The organism is Rhizobium sp. BK275, from assembly GCF_014193555.1.
Lineage (GTDB): Bacteria > Pseudomonadota > Alphaproteobacteria > Rhizobiales > Rhizobiaceae > Rhizobium.
In genome coordinates this window covers 22,547-42,088 of the sequence record NZ_JACHZL010000007.1, presented here as the reverse complement: position 1 = coordinate 42,088, position 19,542 = coordinate 22,547, and the positions used below count along the sequence as shown (strand labels likewise).

At 60.5% G+C, this 19,542-nt stretch carries 16 protein-coding genes; 5 read left to right on the top strand and 11 right to left on the bottom strand.

Annotation, left to right across the window (positions count from 1 at the left end; genetic code table 11):
* Nucleotides 1–18 precede the first annotated feature (18 nt).
* The 4 genes from FHT82_RS21360 to FHT82_RS21345 form a co-directional block, all read right to left on the bottom strand.
* Nucleotides 19–669 carry a LysE family translocator gene (locus FHT82_RS21360; RefSeq protein ID WP_183734692.1) on the bottom strand — a complete coding sequence of 217 codons (651 nt, stop codon included), beginning with the start codon at nt 667–669 and terminating at the stop codon, nt 19–21.
* 100 nt (nt 670–769) lie between these two features.
* The gene (locus FHT82_RS21355; protein ID WP_183734691.1) at nt 770–940 is read right to left on the bottom strand and encodes a hypothetical protein; all 171 of its coding nucleotides are present in this window, start codon (nt 938–940) and stop codon (nt 770–772) included.
* 162 nt (nt 941–1,102) lie between these two features.
* Nucleotides 1,103–1,555, bottom strand: a complete 453-nt coding sequence (locus tag FHT82_RS21350) for an SRPBCC family protein (RefSeq protein ID WP_246698192.1) — start codon at nt 1,553–1,555, stop codon at nt 1,103–1,105.
* A gap of 87 nt (nt 1,556–1,642) precedes the next feature.
* On the bottom strand, nt 1,643–2,206 hold the full coding sequence (locus FHT82_RS21345) for a DUF308 domain-containing protein (protein ID WP_183734689.1): 564 nt from the start codon (nt 2,204–2,206) through the stop codon (nt 1,643–1,645).
* 147 nt (nt 2,207–2,353) lie between these two features.
* Between FHT82_RS21345 and FHT82_RS21340 the strand changes: the two genes are divergently transcribed.
* A complete protein-coding gene (locus tag FHT82_RS21340; RefSeq protein ID WP_183734688.1) occupies nt 2,354–2,926 on the top strand; it encodes a TetR/AcrR family transcriptional regulator in 573 nt (190 codons plus the stop codon).
* A gap of 69 nt (nt 2,927–2,995) precedes the next feature.
* Here FHT82_RS21340 and FHT82_RS21335 read toward each other — a convergent pair whose 3' ends face one another.
* The 3 genes from FHT82_RS21335 to FHT82_RS21325 form a co-directional block, all read right to left on the bottom strand.
* Nucleotides 2,996–4,756, bottom strand: a complete 1,761-nt coding sequence (locus FHT82_RS21335) for an adenylate/guanylate cyclase domain-containing protein (protein WP_183734687.1) — start codon at nt 4,754–4,756, stop codon at nt 2,996–2,998.
* Between the two features lie 80 nt (nt 4,757–4,836).
* Nucleotides 4,837–6,831 (bottom strand): glycosyltransferase, encoded by a 1,995-nt coding sequence (locus tag FHT82_RS21330; protein WP_183734686.1) that lies wholly within the window; start codon nt 6,829–6,831, stop codon nt 4,837–4,839.
* Nucleotides 6,813–8,045: an HlyD family efflux transporter periplasmic adaptor subunit gene (locus tag FHT82_RS21325; protein WP_183734685.1), complete on the bottom strand. Its 1,233-nt coding sequence runs from the start codon at nt 8,043–8,045 to the stop codon at nt 6,813–6,815. The genes FHT82_RS21330 and FHT82_RS21325 overlap by 19 nt, the downstream gene beginning before the upstream one ends.
* A 465-nt stretch (nt 8,046–8,510) precedes the next feature.
* Between FHT82_RS21325 and FHT82_RS21320 the strand changes: the two genes are divergently transcribed.
* Nucleotides 8,511–10,301 carry a heavy metal translocating P-type ATPase gene (locus FHT82_RS21320; RefSeq protein ID WP_246698204.1) on the top strand — a complete coding sequence of 597 codons (1,791 nt, stop codon included), beginning with the start codon at nt 8,511–8,513 and terminating at the stop codon, nt 10,299–10,301.
* Nucleotides 10,302–10,311: 10 nt separating this feature from the next.
* On the opposite strand, the gene FHT82_RS21315 is transcribed toward FHT82_RS21320, so the two are convergent.
* Nucleotides 10,312–10,785, bottom strand: a complete 474-nt coding sequence (locus FHT82_RS21315; RefSeq protein WP_183734683.1) for a nucleoside deaminase — start codon at nt 10,783–10,785, stop codon at nt 10,312–10,314.
* Between the two features lie 361 nt (nt 10,786–11,146).
* On the opposite strand from FHT82_RS21315, the gene FHT82_RS21310 reads away from it, so the two are divergent.
* Entirely contained in the window at nt 11,147–12,613 is a 1,467-nt protein-coding gene (locus FHT82_RS21310; protein ID WP_348647640.1) for an amidohydrolase family protein, read from the top strand.
* A gap of 311 nt (nt 12,614–12,924) precedes the next feature.
* Here the strand turns inward: FHT82_RS21310 and FHT82_RS21305 are convergent, their stop codons facing one another.
* Together FHT82_RS21305 and FHT82_RS21300 are read right to left on the bottom strand one after the other, a co-directional pair.
* Nucleotides 12,925–13,758 (bottom strand): universal stress protein, encoded by an 834-nt coding sequence (locus FHT82_RS21305; protein WP_183734682.1) that lies wholly within the window; start codon nt 13,756–13,758, stop codon nt 12,925–12,927.
* 150 nt (nt 13,759–13,908) lie between these two features.
* A complete protein-coding gene (locus FHT82_RS21300) occupies nt 13,909–14,325 on the bottom strand; it encodes a hypothetical protein (protein WP_183734681.1) in 417 nt (138 codons plus the stop codon).
* A 301-nt stretch (nt 14,326–14,626) separates the two neighbouring features.
* On the opposite strand from FHT82_RS21300, the gene FHT82_RS21295 reads away from it, so the two are divergent.
* Both FHT82_RS21295 and FHT82_RS21290 read left to right on the top strand, forming a co-directional pair.
* Nucleotides 14,627–17,077: an autotransporter domain-containing protein gene (locus FHT82_RS21295; protein WP_183734680.1), complete on the top strand. Its 2,451-nt coding sequence runs from the start codon at nt 14,627–14,629 to the stop codon at nt 17,075–17,077.
* 43 nt (nt 17,078–17,120) lie between these two features.
* Complete coding sequence (locus FHT82_RS21290) at nt 17,121–17,267, top strand: hypothetical protein (RefSeq protein ID WP_183734679.1); 147 nt, start codon at nt 17,121–17,123, stop codon at nt 17,265–17,267.
* Nucleotides 17,268–17,483: 216 nt separating this feature from the next.
* Here FHT82_RS21290 and FHT82_RS21285 read toward each other — a convergent pair whose 3' ends face one another.
* Nucleotides 17,484–19,478, bottom strand: coding sequence for an ABC transporter ATP-binding protein/permease (locus FHT82_RS21285; protein WP_183734678.1), 1,995 nt, complete (start codon nt 19,476–19,478; stop codon nt 17,484–17,486).
* Between the last annotated feature and the right edge of the window lie 64 nt (nt 19,479–19,542).

Genomic DNA, 19,542 nt, shown 5'->3' with positions numbered 1-19,542 from the left:
CGGGAAAGTCATGCCGGCCTATTTCTTCTGATTGCCCGCAAAAGCGGCCGTCAAGCCAAGGCCGATATAGACGAAACCGCTGACCCAACGTTCAGTCTTGAGATAGACGGGACTGCGCTTCAGCCAATTGCCGGCCGTACCCGCGACAAGTGCATAGCTGCCGTCAGTCAGAACGCCAATCGCTGTATAGAGAATCCCGAGAAAAGCGACCTGCGCTGCCACATGGCCACGGTCGATCTCAACGAACTGCGGCAGGAAGGCAAGAAAGAACAGCGCTGTCTTCGGATTGAGGAGGTTGACTATGAAGCCCTCACGAAAGAGGCGCATGCGGCTCCGCGCTGCTAAATCACTCTCGACGTCGGACATGTCCGACGGGCCGAAGAGCTTCTTGACGCCAAGCCAAATCAGGTAGGCCGCGCCGGCATACTTCACGACGCTGAAGGCGAGCGCGGACGACGCCAGGAGCGCCGACAGCCCCACGGCAGCGGCGACGACATGAACAAGTGTAGCGGTGTGGATGCCGAGGATCGACACGAGGCCAGCAGAACGGCCCTGCTCGACCGAGCGCGCGAAGATGTAAAGGACGGCCGGTCCCGGCACGAGAAGCAGCACCAGCGTGGCGCTGACGAACAGGCTGAGATTGGTTGCACTGGGAATTGCCAGATCCATTGATGTCTTGCCCTGTTTCCTGTTCCTGTAGCGATAGCATTGGACCGCATCCAAGGCGAGACAAACCTGCGGCGTTATCGCCCAAAGTACCCGGTATCACTCAAATCCCGATCCCTGCGATCGGCACCGGCTTCGGAATCCGCTTGAGAATATCGGCAAGGTTCGTCTTCGACAGCCGGGAAACGAGCAAGGCCTCGGCATCGTCGAGCGCCGCCTCCACGCTGCCGAGCAATGCATGCTCGATGGCGCAGCCCAGCGGGTTTTTCCTCACCCTCGACGCCGCTGCGCAAAAACCGCTCGCCGAGCGCCGGCGGACGAATCCAAGCGGTCAGGCATCCACCACTTCAATAACCAGCTTCTTGCCTGACCGCGTCGGCTTCACCCGTTTCGCAAGGAAACAACGATCATTGCCGAAGTGAGCAATGCAACCCGGCTAAGCTTTCGGGACCACGCGCGCGTCCGGCGCGTAGTCCATGACGAGATTGGGCTCGATGCCGTGCTCAAGGTAGAACTTCATGGCTGCCAGGAGATATGTGAACCCTTCGGTGGAATTTATCGCCTCGTCCACTCCGCCGGAAAAACCCCAGTTTTTAACGGTTACAAAGGTTTGGCCATTGCCTTTGGCCTCAAACGTCCATTCGACGAAACTCGGGTTCTCAGGCCCATTCCACTCGATCAGGATTCGCTTGTTCTGCTCGATTTCCTTTACGTCGGCGATTGTATGTACGCCGTACATCTCCCAATCCCATCGGATTTTCTTCCCTGCTTCCAACGGTCCGGCACCGCGGGAAAACCAGAAATGAGACGTGACTGCAGGATCGATCAGCGACCGGAAAACCTCTGTGACCGGCTTTCGGATCGTCATCTGCGCCTTGGCGACTGGCATCCGCATTCCCTCCCTTCACGATTTGCGCTGCATGTCGAACACATCTCGATGGGGAATGTTCCTGCATGGTGCCGGACTGCGTCCCTTTCACCCCTGCACAGCCGCCTTCCGATAGGCCGCAACCGTCATCCACACGGCCGACAGCAGGAAATAGAACGCGCCGAACCCCGCATAGGGCGCGATGTCGAGAATGCTCGGCGGCACGGCTGCGAATGACTTGCTGATCATGAAAGCGCCGGCGAGCGCCGATTGTGCGCCGCTGAGCACCATCACCCATTGCGCGCCGTAAATACGCCAGCGGCGAACGGCAGCCGAAAGCTGCAGGAGGCCGGAGAGGATCGCCCAGACGCCGAAGACGGCAAGCACGGCATAGGTGCTGTTCAGGACGGCGATGATGACGGCAAGCGTCGTGATCGTGCTGACGGCGACGTTGAGAGACTGGGCAGGGTTCGCCTTCAGCCCGCCGTTGACCCTGGCATCCACGAGGTTCGCCACCGCATCCCAGGCCGGATAGATGACGAGCAGTACGAAGGCGAGCGCCGATTGCCCGCTGACGAGAATGGCGGCGATGATCCAGCCGATCGAAAACAGCGCGCGAACGAAATAATAGGATCGCAACCAGCTCGATTGCGGGGAAGATTGATTCTGCATGATAGGCTCCTTGGTTTGCCATCCTACTAGTAGGTAGATAGAATCAGAGAGTCAATCCGCGTTCGCATTGGCGCCAACACAGGTTCGTGAAATCGGGCCAAATCCCACCAGCTTGACAGCCTCCCTACCAGCAGGTAGGCCAGCAGCATGGAACAGACGACCTCGGAAAGAATACTGGACGTGGCGCAGTCTCTCGTCGTGGCGGGAGGCTATAATGGCTTCAGCTATGCCGATATTTCCGATGCGATCGGCATCCGCAAGGCAAGCATCCACCACCATTTCCCCACCAAGGCCGAACTGGTGCAGGTTCTGGTCGACCGCTACACGCAGCGCGCCAAAGCCGGCCTGACCTCGCTTGGCCAACACGTCCCCGGCCCTGCCGAGCAGCTGCAGGCCTATCTGAACTACTGGCAGACCTGCATTCTCGACGCGTCGGAGCCTTTCTGCGTCTGCGCCATGCTCGCCTGCGAAATGCAGATGCTGCCCGACACTGTCGCGTCGCACGTGCGCCGGCATTTCGAGAACCTGGCCTCTTGGCTGGCATCGGTACTGAAAGCCGGCGCGGAGCAGAAACTCTTCCGCCTGAACGGATCGCCCGAGGAGGAAGCCCAGATCCTCATGGCCTGCGTCCACGGCGCCATGCTGTCCGCCCGCGCGCTCGGCGACCCCAGCCTGTTTGCCGCGATCGTCGGCCCGCAGATCGCCAGACTCAAGGCGTAGAAGCAGCCGCCACGTCATCCCGATGGACCACATGCGTAAAGCCTGATGGCATCTGCGCTCTGGCGATCATCATCTCAGCGAGAGTGATTTCTTCCTGGCTGCGGCCTTGCGCGGCGTCAACGGCAGGCCTGCATCGCAATTGCGCACAACAAGGGTTTCCGTGACGGACTCGTCCGCATAGGTTTCCTGCATCCGGATGTAGACCGCCGACAGGCTCGGATCGAGGGAAAGGGCCTGCCGAACCAGGAATTCCGCCTTTCCGGCGTCGCCGCAGGCCATGCTCGCGGCAACCTGGTAGAGCGACTTGCGCCTGGTCTGGAAGGGCAGCGTCAGGGCGACGCGCATCATGTCTTCGAAACGGCCGAGCGCGTAGAGGGCCGCCACCCGCTCTTCGGTGATCCAGACCGGCAGGAACGGATCGAGCGTCTCCGCACGATCGAGCATGTCGAGGGCATGCTCGGCCTCCCCGGCATAGACATAGAACGCGGCGCTGCGGCCAAGAATATAGGCGTCGTTCGGTGCGAGTTCGTGGGCACGAATGTGATGGTAACGCGCCGAAACGAAGTCGCCCGATTTCATCTTGATGGCGCCCATGATGCGATGGGCTTCCGGGTCGGACGGGTCGAGGGCGAGCGCATGTGCCACCTGCTGTTCGGCTTTGTCCATGTCGAAGTTCGGCAGATTGCTCCATGAGCAGACATGCATTGCGAAGGGACGGCCGAAACCCGGGTCGGCCGCCATTGCCCGCTCGAACCAGGCCATGGCTTCGTGTATGTGAATATCCGACACGCCAATCAGGCGGTGATGGTCGAGACCGCGCAGATAATACTCATAGGCCGTCATGTTCTCCGGGCGCTTCAGCCGTGCGGCGGCAAGTTCCGACTGCTCGATCCGTCCGGACACGGTTGCTGCAACACGGGCGATGATCTCGTCCAGCACATCGAGCAATTCGCCAAACGGACGCTTGATGCGGTCCGACCAGATGACGAGGCCTTCGCATGTCTCGGTCAGCGCGATATTGACCCTGAGGTCGTCGCCCACCTGCCGGATCGAGCCGCTGATGACGTAGCCGACGCCGAGAAGGCGGCCGATCTCGACCGGGTCTTTCGTCGTCAACGCGGTTGCCGCCGAACGCGAACTGACGAACAAACCCCTGAGGCGGCTGAGTTCGAGCGTCAGGTCATCGGTAATGCCTTCCGCCAGGAAACACTGATCTGCGACGGCGCCGGGCGCCACGTCGAACCGCGCCACTGCGATCGAGTTGGTTCGGGGAGATTGGGTGGCACTGGGGGCGGATCGCGTCGGGGCGAACTGAAAGACGTGACGGTCCACCAGTTCGGTGACCCGGTAAATCCGGATCGGCTCGAGAATTCCCTTCAGCCGCCGTTCGCCGAGATCTTCGAATCCGCAAGGCGAGATCCGGCGGACCTGGTCGTAAAGCAGGCCTGAAACCTCGATTGCGCCAGGCGGCGCAGACGCCTCGATGCGCGCGGCGAGATTCACCCCGTCGCCGCGCAGGTCCGAGCCGACGACGACGACATCGGCAAGATGGAGGCCGAACCGCATGTCGCCGCCGCTCGATCCGGGAAGAGCAGCGATCTCCGCCCGCGCCTCGATGGCGGACCTCAGCGCATTGACGGGGCTGGCGAACTCGGCGAGCAGGCCATCGCCCGCCGTGCTGAAGACACGGCCGTCATGGCGCTGGACAATCATGCGAACAGTCTCGAGGACGGTGTCGATCCGGGTAATCGCTCCTTCCTCGTCCGTTTCCATCGCGGAGGTGGAACCGACGAAATCCCCGACCATGATCGTAGCCAGCTTGCGCTGCATTCTCGATCCCTCCCCGCGACAGAAGCACGCGATTACACAATGTAGCACATTCGCGGGGCTGGATGTTTTTTGACGGTCGACTACAACGTGCGCGTCCGTCCGAACGACCGCAGAAGAAGATTAAGAGAGACCGCGACTTTATCGATGTCGGGAATGTCCTGCGAATATCGACCGGTGTAGAGTTTCACAATCATGCTGTCGCGAGCAGAGCCACTGAGTTCGAAATACAGATGCAGGTAGTAAGATTGCCTATCACCGCTGCGACTTATGCTCCTGCGCCGTTGGGTGACCTGTCTGAGCTCTGATTTGAACGGAGCAAAGCCGGGCAGTTTAAGCACGACGGATTTGGATTGAAATCGGGCCATGGTCGGGACTGCAACGACCGCCTTGTCCAGTGCCAAACTTACGATTTGGCCACGGACATCGTCTACTATAGCGGGTTCATCGAGCTTGAACGCATGAAACAGGCGCCGGGGCTTCTCAAAGCAGATGAGTGACGCGATGAGCAAGACGACGATATTGATACCTGACCACCAGGCCGCGACCGGTGAAAACTGGCCTTGCACATGCGACGTTTCCGGTACGATGTTGACCAGCAGACCAAGGACGGTGGCCGCGATCAGGCTTGCGATCCAGACGAAGCTGTAGCGGTCGAACTGGTTCGACTCGTTGCCGCTGCCCTTCGGCGTCACCCTGAACGGCTTGCCAAATGGTCGCACCAGGCTGGAGACCACGGTAGGCAACATACGGAATGCCGCAAAGGTCCCGACGGCACTGGAAACCACAGGCAGATAGCGCGTCGGGGTAATCCACAGCATAAGCAGAAAATACGCCGCCAGCAGCGGCACCTGGTGCGCCACATAATCGGCTATGTCAGTGAAATAAAGCGGGATCAGGCCGAGCCAGAGATAGAGGATGGGAACGAGTAATATCGTGAAACGGACCAGGTACTGCACGAGCCATGATGCCGGCAGGAACATGATCCGTTGAAAGAGCGTCAATCCCGGGCCGCGCAACGGGCCATTGTACAGGTAAAGAGTTTGAATACCCCCCTGGCACCACCGTTCGCGCTGCACAAAATAACCGGTCAGGTTTTCGGCAGCCAGTCCCATCGACAGCCGCTCGTTCAGATAGCGCGTCTTGTAGCCTTTGTTGAGCATCGAAAGAGTTGTCAGCAGGTCTTCCGTGATCGACTCCGTCGGAAACCCTCCTATGGCGTCAATGGCCTTGCGGCGGGCAATCGAGCATGACCCGCAGCAGAAACTGACGTCCCAGGCGTCTCGGCTGGGCGCGATCTCGTCGAAGAACAAGCGCTGCTCGTCCGGCCAGATATTCTCCAAGCCCAGGTTCGATTGCACCGGATCGACATTGAAGAAATGTTGAGGTGTCTGGACGATGCCGATGCTGTCGTCGCAAAAGAAGGGCAGCGTTCGGCGAAGGAAATGTCGATAAGGGACAAAATCGGCGTCGAAGACCGCGATAAACTCACCCGAGCTGACCTTCAGCCCATTGTTCATATTGCCCGCTTTGGCGTGCTTGTTGTCGCCGCGCGTGACGTGGATGGCGTTCTTCTCTTCGCAATAGGCCTTCAGCCAATCCCGGCGTTGATCGTCAAGCACATACACATTCAATTTGTCCGAAGGATAATCCAGCGAGAGGGCGCCGATGATGGTTCGTTCGAGCACGTCGAGCGGCTCATTATAGGTGGGAATGAAAACATCGACAGTCGGAAGTTCACGCTGCCCTCGCGCAAAGAAAACGCGAGCCAGCCTGTCCGCTTCTGCGCTCCGGTCGACGTAGCGGCTCATCAATACCAGAAAAAGGATGACCTCGACGCACGCCAGAATCTCCACGACGAAGAGGATCCAAACCCAGTAAAAATTCGCACCGTCGTTGGGATAGGGAAGCACTGTCTCCGTCAAGCGCCAGAACATGTATCGCAATGCGACTGCTGCGACAAACGCGCAGGTCACCGCCCGCGTCCAGGTGTGATGGCGCGACCAATTGAACGGCCCCAGTAAAAAAAAGGCTAAAACGAAAAAGGTCGGAAGCAGCGCTACAAGATACTGAACCACAGGCTTTTGACCCAGTTGGACACGTCGATGCGATGCTTGGAAAACCGTACCTGCACTGTGCGCCCCACTTGGCAGAAGTTCGCAAAATCCTCGTTCATGAAGGATGGATCGAGGTGGACCCGAATGCGAGCGTTACGCTGTGTCGATGGCGGTAAACTGGCTGCAAAGGAATCGATCTCGACAGCCGCCGAGCTGCCTCTCACAGAAATGACCGTGCCCTTGAAGACATCACTGCGCCCGAACAAGCGCACCTGCGCGACAAGTCCCGGGTAGATCTCGTCGTAGTTGATCTCTGGAACAAGGATATCCACAAACAGCTCTCGACAGTCGAGGAGGCGCATCAGCTCGTTGTTCAGCACGACGTTCGAACCGTTGACGATACTCCTGCTCCAGACAACGCCGTCGAACGGCGCTGTTGCGGTTGCGGATTCAAGGCTTCTGACGCGATTTTCCTCTTCGACCAGCTGCTTTTGGGCTTCGGCGGCGCGTGTCTCATTTTCCGCTATGCGTGAGTTCAGGTCGTTGATGCGAACGATAACTTCGTCCTCGCGTTGTCGCGAATAAGGCACATCATTCTGTCCGTCGCCGAAGACAAAGATACCCTGGCGAACCGCATCGAGCCTTTGTTGCAATTGATCGACGGTTAGATTGCTGATTTCGACTTCGCCGCCGGTCGCAACTCCCGCAGCGCGCGCAGCCTCCACCAGTTTCTGCGTAAGAATGCCTTTTGACTCGAGCTCCATCCGACGGTTCAGGTCGACCTGCGCGACCAGATCCTGCGCTTGCGACACCACGACTTTCTTCCGCAGGATTTCGACTTCGCGTTCGAGGTTGGCAATGGTAGTCTGCCTGTAGACCTCCAATCTGGCAGATAATTCTTCGCGAAGCGCGGAAAGCTCCGCCCGCTCCTTTTTAAGTGCCGCGACGCGGTCGAGCGCCGTGTTGTGATCTGCCTCGAGCGAAGCGAGGATTGCGCGATTGACGCGCGTATTTCTGATTTCTGCGAGGGATTGTCCCCCTCTGACAGGGCTGCCGACCTTGAGGGGTTCATCTGCAATCGTGCCGTCGATAGGAGCATTAACAACAGCGAACCGCGCGTTGACGGTGCCATCAAGGCTCGTAAAGCCGGTGATCGCTGGCAATGAGACGACAGCGATGATTGCCAGCAGCAGCAGACCGACAGTGATGCGTGTGATGCGATGGTTCCAGATCATGGTGTCATCCGAAGGTATCGCTTCAGCATCCATTGACCTACGATCTGGCGCAATGAATGCAACTAAATCTTGCATTATTTAGCGCAGTAAAAACTGATAGACAAGTGATGGTCGTATACGTTCACCAGAAACAGGTCAGCCCGGAGGCGTGCGACCATAAGCGTTCTCGATGAGCCGAATGACGCTCATGGCTCATGGCGCATAGTCGCCATGCCTGTCGGGCAGGCGCGACTTGCGTGAGATCAAGGAGAAATCCTGTTACTGTGCCACATTCCCGGGCGCATAACGGGCGCCGGGCGACGAATTCAAGGCATCGATCCTGCGCATCCAACAGAAAACGCCCAAGCGGAAAATGGGAGGCGTGCAGCCATGAGCGTTCTGGACGAGCCGAAGGCTCAGCCCCGAATTGGCAGTTTCGGCGAATTGCGCGCATGGGTGCCCGATATCGGCCTGCGGTCGACGATCATGGCGGCGGCAGCGGTGCTCGGTCTGGCAGGCGCCTTCGTGCTTTTCCTGCTGGACTTCGGTGAGGCAAGCCGGCTGGTCCTTGCGGCAAGCACCGGTGCCGCCCTTGCCTTCCTGCTGATCGACATCGTTGCCAAGCTCAGAAACGGCGATTTCGGTCTCGACCTGATCGCCGCCCTTGCCATGGGCTCGACCCTCTGGTTCGGCGAATATCTGGCCGGAGCGATCGTCGCGCTCATGTATGCCGGCGGCCAGTTTCTGGAAGCCTATGCGCATCGGCGCGCCGACGAAGGCATGTCGGCCCTCTTGGCGCAGGTGCCGCGAACCGCACTTCGCCTGTTAGAAGACGGGCTGGAGGAAGTGCCCATTCCCGACATTGCGGTGGGCGATATCCTGATGATCCGCAGGGGCGATGTCATCCCGGCGGACGGCACGCTGATATCGGACAATGCATCGATCGATCAATCCGTCCTGACGGGCGAAGCCTTCCCGGTTCGCCTATTGAGGGGCGAGCGGATCGAAAGCGGCGCCACCAATGCCGGGGACGCGATCGAGATCAGGGTGGAACGCCGTGCCGAGGACAGCACCTATTCCGCCATCGTCAAACTGGTCGAGGCATCCCGGCGGTCCAAGGCGCGGATTGCGCGGCTGGCCGACCGCTACGCGATCGGCTTTCTTCTCCTGACGCTCGCAATCGCAGCCGGCGCCGCCATCCTGTCCGGCGACATGGCGCGGATCGTCGCTGTTCTCGTCGTCGCAACCCCCTGCCCGCTGATCCTCGCCGTTCCCGTGGCGCTGGCGGCCGGAACCTCGAAGGCTGCAAAGGCGGGCGTGCTGGTGAAGGGTGCAGGTCCGCTGGAGATCCTGGCGGACGCCTCTGTCGCGGTCTTCGACAAGACCGGCACGCTGACCGCTGGCGATCCCGAGGTCGTCTCGATCGACGGCCCTGAAAGCCCTGACAGAGTCCTGCACCTCGCCGCCTCGCTCGACCAGGCATCGTCACATGTCGTCGGCCGGGCGATCGTCAAGGAGGCCCAGAGACGTCGGCTGGTGCTGTCACGCCCGACTGACGTATCGGAGCGTCCCGGCGCCGGCATTTCCGGGCTTGTCGACGGTATCAGGGTAAGCGTCGGCGGCGACAATTACTTCGCGCCGGATGGCAAGCCCTCGCGCCCCACGGAGGGGAAAGGCAGGATGCAGGCAAAGGTCTTCATCGATGGCCGGATTGCAGGTGAAATCGGCTTCGAGGATCGCCTGCGCGGCGATGCCGTCGACCTCGTGGCCAAGCTTCGCAAACTGGGTTTCGGCCGGATCGTGCTTGCGACCGGCGACGAGCGCAGCGTCGCGGCCGCCATTGCCGGCTCCCTGTCGCTGGATGCCGTCGAGGCGCGGCTCTCTCCCGTCGAGAAGGTCGAGGTCATCGCCAGGGAACGCCTGGCCGGTAAACGCATGGGAGGAAAGGTTCTGATGGTCGGCGACGGCGTCAACGATGCTCCCGCACTCGCAGCCGCCGATGTCGGCATTGCCGTCGGCGCCACCAATCTTGCGGCTGCAGCCGAGGCCGCCGACATCGTCCTGATCCGCAACGATCTGAACAGGATCGCTTCGGCGATCGACATAGCAAGACACTCCCGCGCCATCGCTCTCCGGAGCGTTCTCGCCGGCATCGGCCTCTCGCTCGTCGCCATGATCTTCGCCGGCGCCGGCTTCCTGCCGCCGGTCACGGGCGCCATGCTGCAGGAAGTGATCGATGTGGCCGTGATCCTGAATGCGCTCAGGGCGCTGCGCTAGACAACGAGCCTTAGGCTTTGCCCAGATGCTTCGGCCAGAATTCCTGATGGACTGCGGCGGCTTCCTCTTCGAGGTTCGTCGGTCCCTCAACGGTGACGATGCGCGCGCCGGTCTGCAGCACCGCCCGGCTCGGCACGTCCAGCCCGATCCCGGCGATCTCGCCAAGCCGCGCCTCGGAGCACGCAAACACCATGCGCCCGATGCCCGACCAGTAAATCGCCCCGGAGCACATCGCGCACGGCTCCGTGCTGGTGTAGAGCGTGCAATCGGCGAGATATGCAGTGTCGTAGTGCTGTGCGGCCAGTTTGATCAGGTTCAGCTCGGCGTGGTTCGTCATATCATGGCCGGTGAAGACGCTGTTTTCGGCGCGCAGGATGACTTCCCCGTTCTTCACCAGCAGCGAGCCGAACGGTTCGTCGCCGCGTTCCATCGCGGATTTCGAGAGCGCGATCGCCTCGCGTAAAAACGGCTCGTGGTTTTCCATCAACATCTCCGAACCACTGTTAGGACCGGCTGAGAGAGAGAGAGAGAGAGAGAGAGAGAGAGAGAGAGAGAGAGAGAGAGGCGATAGCCAAGATCCCCCGATCCTCATTCTCTTCTAGCCTTCAAGCTTCTAAAGTCGACGTTTCTATTTGTAGATCTCTATTTATAGATCGACTTTTGCAGCGGCGGAAGCATGCCCGAGACCAGCCCTGCTTGATCCGCTGCGGGCCACAACATTCCATGACCATTGCATAGCTGCTCGTCTGCGTCGTCTCCACAGCCGGAGGTACGGGTGTTGTATTTGCTTGCAATCAGTTCTGGTATTACAAAGTAGGCGGCCATCTTACTGGGGAGGGATAGTAGTGTTTACCTGCACTCCTGCCGACGATGTTGAGAGCGGGACCTTTAGCTGCATTTGCCATAGTCCGGCATTCATGCGGCTGAACGCCTTAGTTGAGCACAAATTCTCGCGCCGCGCTTTCCTGGCCGGGGCCGCGGCCATGGGCGCCGGGGGGCTCTTGTCGCCCAAAGCTGTTATGGCTGCGATTCCAGAGGCACCCACTCGTCCTGTCGTGTTCACCAATGTCAGAATATTCAACGGCACATCTGGTCAGCTAATTGAAGGCCAGCGCGTCGTCGTGGACGGCAATAAGATCAAGGCTGTCGAACCGAAAGGAGAAGCAGCTCCCGACGGGGCCGATGTTATCGATGGCGGCGGCCGCACATTGATGCCCGGCCTGATCGACGCGCATTGGCATGCAATGATGGCGCCGCTGCCGATGCTTGATCTGATGACAGCCGATGTCGGGTACATTTACCTCGCGGCGGCCGAAGAGGCTCGCAAAACACTGCTGCGTGGCTTCACCAGCATTCGCGACCTTGCCGGGCCGGCCTTCGGTCTTAAACGGGCAATTGACGCGGGCCTCAATCCCGGGCCGCGCATCTGGCCATCTGGCGCGATGATCTCGCAGACCAGCGGCCATGGCGATTTCCGCCTGCCATACGAGGTCCCCGCTCAAATTGACGCCCAGCTCTCTCGTGGTGAGTCGATCGGCGGCGGCATGGTAGCGGATGGTGTGGATCAGGTCCTCAAGCGGGCTCGAGAACAGCTCATGCTTGGAGCGAGTCAGCTCAAGCTTGCCGCTGGCGGCGGCGTTGCCTCGAACTATGATCCGATTGACGCCAGTCAATACACCGAAGCGGAGTTCCGCGCTGCCGTCGATTCGGCGGAAAACTGGGGCACTTACGTCACCGTCCACGCTTATACACCCCGCGCCATCCAGACAGCCATCCGCGGTGGCGTTCGCTGCATCGAGCACGGCCAGTTGATGGACGAGGAAACTGCCAAGATCATGGCTGACAAGGGCATCTGGTTGTCGAGCCAGGCCTTCATCGAAAACGAGTTCGCCAATCCCTATCCGGAAGGTTCTCCCAACCGCGCCAAGCAACGCACCATGTTTGCGGGCACAGACACCGCTTTCGAACTCGCAAAACAATACAAGCTGAAAACGGCGTGGGGTACCGACATCCTTTTCGACCCGTCGATGACGAAGAACCAAGGCGCGATCCTGGGCACCATGTCGCGCTGGTATTCCAACGACGAAATACTTGTGATGGCTACGGGCGGCAATGCCGAGATGCTCGCGATGTCCGGTCCCCGCAATCCTTATCCTGGCAAGATCGGCGTGGTCGAGGCTGACGCCTATGCCGATCTGCTCCTCGTTGACGGCGATCCGACCGTCGATATCAGGCTGCTTGCCGACCCAGACAAGAACTTCAAAATCATCATGAAAGACGGCCGAATCTACAAGGACGCTTTGAGGGGATAGAGAACATGTTGTCAAAGGCATCGGGTGCGGGGTTGTCGCCGTCGGCTGCTTTTTCTCTGGCATGGCGTTAGCCGCCGATGCGCAGGCAAGCATCTCCCCGTCATCGAGTGCATCGGACCGGGTCGTGCAGGTGACACCCTCTCTCTGGTGGGAGCCCAATACCATCGATCTGCGGGCCATCACGCAGACTCTAACTTAGGTTGAGGGTCCAGAGCCGAGGCGAATTCCCGTGACTTAAAAACGAGCTGGGAAATGAGCAGACCGCGATCCATCCGATCGCGGCCTCAGGGGTTCGTAGCCGGTCCTCTCGCTCAGTGGACGAGGAACAGAGGCAGCTGGCAATCCTCGATCATCCTGCGGGTCACGCCGCCGAACAGGCTCTGCTGCCATCTCGGGTGGTTGTAAGCCCCCATGACGATCAGGTCCGCGCCCATATCCACCGCATGCCGGGTAATGATCTCGTCGGCGCTCTTGCCTTCGCTCGAAAGGCGATCGATCTGGACCTTGACGCCATGGCGGGCAAGGAAGGCTGCGATATCGGCGCCCGGCTCCTCGCCGTTCGCGCCCATGCGGGCCACAGGGTCGACCATGGTTACATGAACGATTTCGGCTCCTTCCAGGAAATCGAGCGACTGGCGGGCGGCTCGCGCTGCCTCGTTGCTGGAATCCCATGCCAGCACCACGGCTCTTGGCGAGGTGGTGATTGCATGTCGGCCGCGGTTGATCAGGATCGGCGTCGGCGCCTGGAAAAGCGCGCCATCGAAGATCCGCTTCCTGAGGTCGGCATCCCCAGCCGCATCGGCCCCCAGGAGCACGATGTCGGCATAAAGCGCACGCTGGGCGATATCCTGGTCGGCCCATGCAAATTCCGTATAGAGATCCTGGACCTCGAACGAGAGGTCGCTGGTTGAAAGCGTCTCCTTGATTTTCGCGACCGTCGAGGCGAGCTTGTCGATCTGCCGCTGCCTCTCATCCAGCCAGGCGGTCGAGATCGCATTATATTCCCCGAACGACGGGGCCGCCCCGATGGAAACGGCAAGCGCGGTCAGATGTGCCCCATAGGTGGCGCAAAAGCTCGTCGCACTTTTCAGATCCTGCTCGTATTTGTTGCCTTTGAGGATGCTCAGAACTGTCGTAATGGCCATGATGGCTGCCTCCGTGAATGGATATCACAAAGCTAACAATCCGGCCCGGTGCGGTCTTTGACATTAGTCAACAACGATCCGCCGCAAAGGCCGAGGCCTGCGGCTCCGACCAAAAGCGACGGATCGGAAAAGCGGCGCTATGTCAGCCTCTTACTGGCAGTTCGGGCGCACCTGTGCGGACGAATCCGCTCCAGGAAGTCCCGCCGACGCGCCGGTACCCGTCATGCCGTTGCAGTCAGGCGTTCCCCTGCCCATCCCATTGCCGGTGCCGGACGGGCCGCGCACCGCCGGATTCGTCATATCGGGATTGGGCACGGTGCTGTTGGTATTGGTGTTGTCGATGCCGTTTGCGTTCGGCAACAACGTATTTCCGGTGCCGGCGCCTGTGCCTGTCCCGATACCGCCGGAGGAACCGGAACCGGTCAGGCCGCCTCCGGAGGCGCCACCCACGCCACCTGTACTGCCGCCTACCCCGCCTGCACCACCGCCAACGCCTGACGACTGCGCCATCGCAGAGGTGGCGAGGCCGATGGAAAGGATGGATACCGTGATGAGCTTCTGAAGCATGAAAACCTCCATGGTGCTTCATTGGTCATCAGGCACAACTTCAGGCTCGTCGCGAGGTTCCGCTCATCACGAATAAGTTTTCACCTCTCGTTACGGGGTCCTGATATCAGCAAGACATTTCCTTGGACGCCCTTTGCGTGTAGAGATCTTTCATACTATTGCGATATTTAAAACCATTGCGAGTTTTTTCATGGCATTCCCCCTGCCCGGCCGCCCAGCCTCCTCCGTTCGACAGCTGTCCGGAATGCCGGAAAACGGTGGGAATAGCCGACATGATCGGACATTTCCCGGCAGGGCCTTCATGCGGCAGCTCGTGTTCGGCCCGCTTTCCCTGATTCTCCTTACGATGATTGTGCTGCTTGGCGCGGCAACGTCTTCCGCCCAATCCGCCCCTGTCGTTACCTCCGTTTCAGCCCCTGCGAATGGATATTACGGGAACGGAGACAGTCTGACCTTTGCCGTGCAATTCAGCGAGAACGTAATCGTCAGCGGCACGCCATATGTTTCAGTGATCGTCGGCAGCCAGTCGCGGCAGGCAAGCTATCTTTCAGGAAGCGGAACGAGTTCGCTTCTGTTCCGATACGCGCTCCAATCCGGAGACATGGATATGGACGGCGTGACGCTCGGCGCCGCGATGAGCCTGAACGGCGGCACCATCGAGAACGCCGGAGGTGAAGCGACCGACACCACTCTCAACAATGTCGCTTCGACTGCCGGCGTCTTCGTCAATACGCAGAGCCCAACTGTCGTGACCGCCGTCGTCGGCAATCCACCGTCCAACGCCACGCAGGTGACGTTCCAGATCGCATTTTCCGAGGCGGTGACAGGCATGTCGGTGGGGGACATGGTCTTGACCACGACAGGAACCGCCAGCGCCACGCTGGCCAACCTTCAAACCTCTGACAACATCACTTATACGGTTCTTGCCCAGAACATTTCGGGCTTGGGCACCCTACGTCTCGATATCCCGGCAAATTCCGTTCAGAACATCGCAGGCAACGGCAACCTGGCAGGGACCGGAGCGCCCTGGACTGCCGGCGCCTCGTCCAATGCCGATCTGTCGCAGTTGCAGCCCAGCCAGGGCAACCTCAGCCCGGTCTTCAATGCGAATACGCTGACCTATTCGATCTCGGTGACCAACAATGTCACCGCGATCGCGCTCACACCTGTTGTCTCCGAGCCGAACGCGACGGTCACGGTCAATGGTTCTCCGGTCACCTCCGGCAGCGCCAGCAGTTCCGTCAGCCTTGCAGTGGGCGCCACGACGATCCCCGTCGTCGTCACCGCGCAGGACGCAACGGTGAAGACCTACAATGTCACCGTGACGCGTGCCGCCTCCGCTGGGCCGACAGCCACGTCCCGCACCATCAACGTGATGGCGGGCACGACTGTCGCAGTCGACCTGACGGCAGGCGCGACCGGGGCGCCTTTCACCGCAGCCGCGCTCACCGCCCTGCCGAGCCCGGAAGCGGGAAGCGTCTCTCTCGACGCAGCGCAGATGCGGCTTACCTTTTCGGCGAGCCCTTCATTCGCAGGCGCGGCTGCGGTCGGCTATACGCTGTCGAATGCGTCAGGCACATCGGCCCCGGCAACGATCACATTTGCCGTTGCTGGCCGTCCCGATCCGACTGACGATCCTGATGTGGTCGGCCTCCTCAATGCGCAGGCGGATGCCGCCAGGCACTTTGCCCAATATCAGACGCGCAACTTCAACAGCCGCCTGGAGCAGCTGCACGATGAGGGCGAGCGCCAGCGCCGATCGCTCGATATCCGCCTCGGGCTTCGCCGCTCCGACAATGGCAATGGTGGGGTTGTCAATGCCGAGCGCCAGTACGGCTGGCCGGGCGGCAGCGCCCCCGACCTCACCGGCCCTTCGGTATCCGGCCGGCAAGGCTACGGCTCGACCCCGGAGATAGAAGGGCCGGATATCGGTCCGTTTGCGGTCTGGTCCGGAGGCTTCGTCGATTTCGCCGATACGGGCAACAGCGACGTGGACATCGGATCGACCACGGTCGGCGTGAGCGCAGGCGTGGATTACCGCTTCTCCGATCGCTTCGTCGGCGGCTTCGGCATCGGATATGGCCACGACAAGAGCGATGTCGGGGATGATGGTACGGAAAGCCGTGGCGCGGCGTACAGCGCTGCGATCTACGGCTCCTTCAAGGCGGCCGAAAACCTGTTCCTCGACGGCCTGATAGGCGCAAGCCGGCTCGATTTCGATTCAAGCCGTTACGTCGCCTCATCAGGGGATCTCGCCTCGGGAGAGAGGGATGGGCGGCAGATGTTCGGCTCGCTTACCGCGGCTTACGAATTTCGGAACAGGACATGGCTTGTCTCCCCATACGGCCGGTTCGAATTGTCCAGGTCATGGCTCGACGGGTTCACCGAGAACGGCGGGGGCATCTACGGCCTGACCTATGGCGATCAGACGGTCGATACGGCCGCGGGCGTTATCGGCCTTCGCCTGAGCTATACCATGCTGATGGACTGGGGAGCACTGACCCCAGGCGTGCGGGCGGAATATACCCATGATTTCGCGAGCTCCAGCCGGCTGCGGCTCGGATATGCCGACATCGGCACATTGCCGTACGAACTCGAAGCGGAGGAATTGGGGGATGACTATTCCACGCTCGGGCTCTCGCTCGATGCTGCGCTGCTGAACAACTGGGCGGTCGGCGTGGAATACCGGGCGGCCGTCGGCAGCGGAAGACAGGACCATGCCGTCGGCATCAGGATCAGGAGCGAGTTCTAGAGCAACTCCGTTTATCTCCGAACCACGGAAATGCTCAATATCAATGGCAGAGCGCCGGGGTACGCATGCGCCCTTCGATGTCATGGGCGCGACGATGTTCGACCGAGAGAATATCGATCAGATCGACGAGTTTGAAATGGTGCTCGACGCCGCCGACATCGATATGAATCTCGCCGCCGCTGATGTTTAAAGCGACGGCAACGAAGTTTCTCTCTTCGCCCTCATCCAATACCGATACGATAAACAGAGGTCCCTCCCTCTTTCGTTCATCTCTATTGATAGAGCAAATCGGTGAATGCTTTATTATTAGCATTTGATAATAATTACATTCAATACATTGCTATGCATCAATGTGTGGACGGCGGAAATGCGCCATCCGCGGTCAGCGCCGAGCGAGCGTCGGACCTCACTTATTCCGAGGGGTCAAAGCCTCGCTGGAATGCGTGCTGCCCTTCGGCCGGCTGTCCAGAAGCCGCGAAAGCACGGTCCGTTTCCTCTTGCGCGGGATGAGATCGATATCGCTCACGAGCTTTGCGCCGCCTTCGCGCCGCTCCAGCGTGATCTTGCGGCTGTGGAAGGCTTCGAGCTCGGCGCGGTGCGCGACACTGACGATGGTGACGACAGGCAGTTCCTCGATCACCATCTCCATCATCCTGTCCTGGCTCTTCTCGTCCAGCGCCGAGGTTGCCTCATCGAGCACGATGATGTCAGGATTGTGCAGCAGCAGGCGCGCGAAGGCGAGCCGCTGCTTTTCGCCGCCCGACAGGATCTGGTCCCATGGCGCCTCTTCCTCGAGCTTCTCGTTGAGATAGTCGAGTCCGACCTTCTGAAGGGCCTCCTTGATCTCATCCAGCGGCCAGCCATCGGCAGCATTGGGATAGGCGACGGCGCGGCGCAGCGTGCCCGAGGGGATATAGGGCCGTTGCGGCAGCATGAACAACCGCCTGTCGGCATGGAAATCGACGCTCCCGTGACCCCACGGCCAGAGGCCTGAAATGGCGCGCACCAGCGTGCTCTTGCCCGAACCGGATTCGCCGGCCACCAGCACCCGCTCGCCCGCTTCGATCTCCACCCGGGTTTCCTTGACCACGGCGGTGCCGTCATCGAGCGACACGGCGAGATCGTTGAGAACAAGCATCGCCTCGCCTTTCGTTTCGCCACGCTGGATGCGTCCGAGCGCGTCGCTCTGTTCGGCGCGCTCCAGCCCGTCGAGCGACATCATCAGCGAGGCGACGCGCCGCGCGCAGGCGTTCCAGTCGGCAAGGCGCGGGTAGTTGTCGACCAGCCATCCGAAGGCGGTCTGGACGATGGCGAAAGCTGACGCCGCCTGCATCACCTCACCCAGCGTCATGCTGCCTTCGAGGAATTTCGGCGCGCAGAGCAGCACCGGCACGACGGGAGCAACCAGCATCGACCCATGCGACACGAAGGTCGTGCGCATATACTGGCGGGACAGCCGCGCCCATTGGCGCAGCACATTGGTAAACGTCTTGTCGAGGTCGCTGCGCTCCTCCTCCTCGCCGCCGAGAAGCGCGATGCTCTCGCCGTTTTCGCGCACATACGTGAGCGTATAGCGAAACTCGGCTTCCACCTGGTTCTTGACCTCGGAGACCTTGACGAAGTGCCGGCCGATGACGGCAATCGTGGTCGAGGTGATCGCAGCGTAGAGCACGGCTGTCACGACGAGAAAGCCGGGAATGGTGATGGTCGTTCCACCGATCGGCAATGTCAGGGCGCCGCCGATCGTCCAGAGAACCACGATGAAGGTCGAGGCCGAGAGAAACGCCGAGATGACGCCGGCGATGAAATCGACGGGCGATTCCGTCGCGATCCGCAGATCTTCTGAAATACGCGCCTCGGGGTTCTTGTGATCGCCGCCGATGAGGTTCAGCTGATAGTAACGGCCGTTGGCCAGCCAGCGGGCAATCAGCGCGGTCGTCAGCCAGCGACGCCAGTGCCGCTGGATCATCATGCGGACATAGACCTGCGACGTCACGAGAACGACACTGCCGGCCACGAGCGGCAGGAAGACGGCGCTCAGATAGTAGACAGTGCCGGCATCGTGCCGCTCGATCGCATCGAATATGCCGCGGTTCCACCTGTTGATCCCATACTGGAAGCCGACATTCATGCAGATCATGATCAGCAGCCCGATGGAGCACGGCCAGGCGAAGCCGTCGCCGCTGCGGCCCCAGTAACCGCGCGCGCTGATCCAGAAACGCTTCAGCAAATACCTCTTGCGCGCCTGCTCCGCCTCCTCGGGCGTCAGGTCCGGATCGGGTTCGATGACGTCGGGCGGCGGCGTGACCTCACCGGTCGATGCCTTCCCCTGGTGCGTCTCCTCGGCACCATCGGGCTTGGCGCCGTCGACCGATTTCGGCTTCCGTTTTGCGTCGGTCATGCCAGCGAAAACGGATTACAAATCGAAAGGTTTCACGATGCCCCCGTGACATCAGCGAGATCCG

Excerpts from the sequence above, each read along its gene's own strand:
- FHT82_RS21305 (WP_183734682.1), bottom strand. The coding sequence starts at position 13,758 with ATGGCCATTACGACAGTTCTGAGCATCCTCAAAGGCAACAAATACGAG.
- FHT82_RS21295 (WP_183734680.1), top strand. The coding sequence starts at position 14,627 with ATGCGGCAGCTCGTGTTCGGCCCGCTTTCCCTGATTCTCCTTACGATG.
- FHT82_RS21300 (WP_183734681.1), bottom strand. The coding sequence starts at position 14,325 with ATGCTTCAGAAGCTCATCACGGTATCCATCCTTTCCATCGGCCTCGCC.
- FHT82_RS21285 (WP_183734678.1), bottom strand. The coding sequence starts at position 19,478 with ATGACCGACGCAAAACGGAAGCCGAAATCGGTCGACGGCGCCAAGCCC.
- FHT82_RS21340 (WP_183734688.1), top strand. The coding sequence starts at position 2,354 with ATGGAACAGACGACCTCGGAAAGAATACTGGACGTGGCGCAGTCTCTC.
- FHT82_RS21320 (WP_246698204.1), top strand. The coding sequence starts at position 8,511 with ATGGCGGCGGCAGCGGTGCTCGGTCTGGCAGGCGCCTTCGTGCTTTTC.
- FHT82_RS21335 (WP_183734687.1), bottom strand. The coding sequence starts at position 4,756 with ATGCAGCGCAAGCTGGCTACGATCATGGTCGGGGATTTCGTCGGTTCC.
- FHT82_RS21360 (WP_183734692.1), bottom strand. The coding sequence starts at position 669 with ATGGATCTGGCAATTCCCAGTGCAACCAATCTCAGCCTGTTCGTCAGC.
- FHT82_RS21350 (WP_246698192.1), bottom strand. The coding sequence starts at position 1,555 with ATGCCAGTCGCCAAGGCGCAGATGACGATCCGAAAGCCGGTCACAGAG.
- FHT82_RS21315 (WP_183734683.1), bottom strand. The coding sequence starts at position 10,785 with ATGGAAAACCACGAGCCGTTTTTACGCGAGGCGATCGCGCTCTCGAAA.
- FHT82_RS21290 (WP_183734679.1), top strand. The coding sequence starts at position 17,121 with ATGGCAGAGCGCCGGGGTACGCATGCGCCCTTCGATGTCATGGGCGCG.
- FHT82_RS21325 (WP_183734685.1), bottom strand. The coding sequence starts at position 8,045 with ATGATCTGGAACCATCGCATCACACGCATCACTGTCGGTCTGCTGCTG.
- FHT82_RS21345 (WP_183734689.1), bottom strand. The coding sequence starts at position 2,206 with ATGCAGAATCAATCTTCCCCGCAATCGAGCTGGTTGCGATCCTATTAT.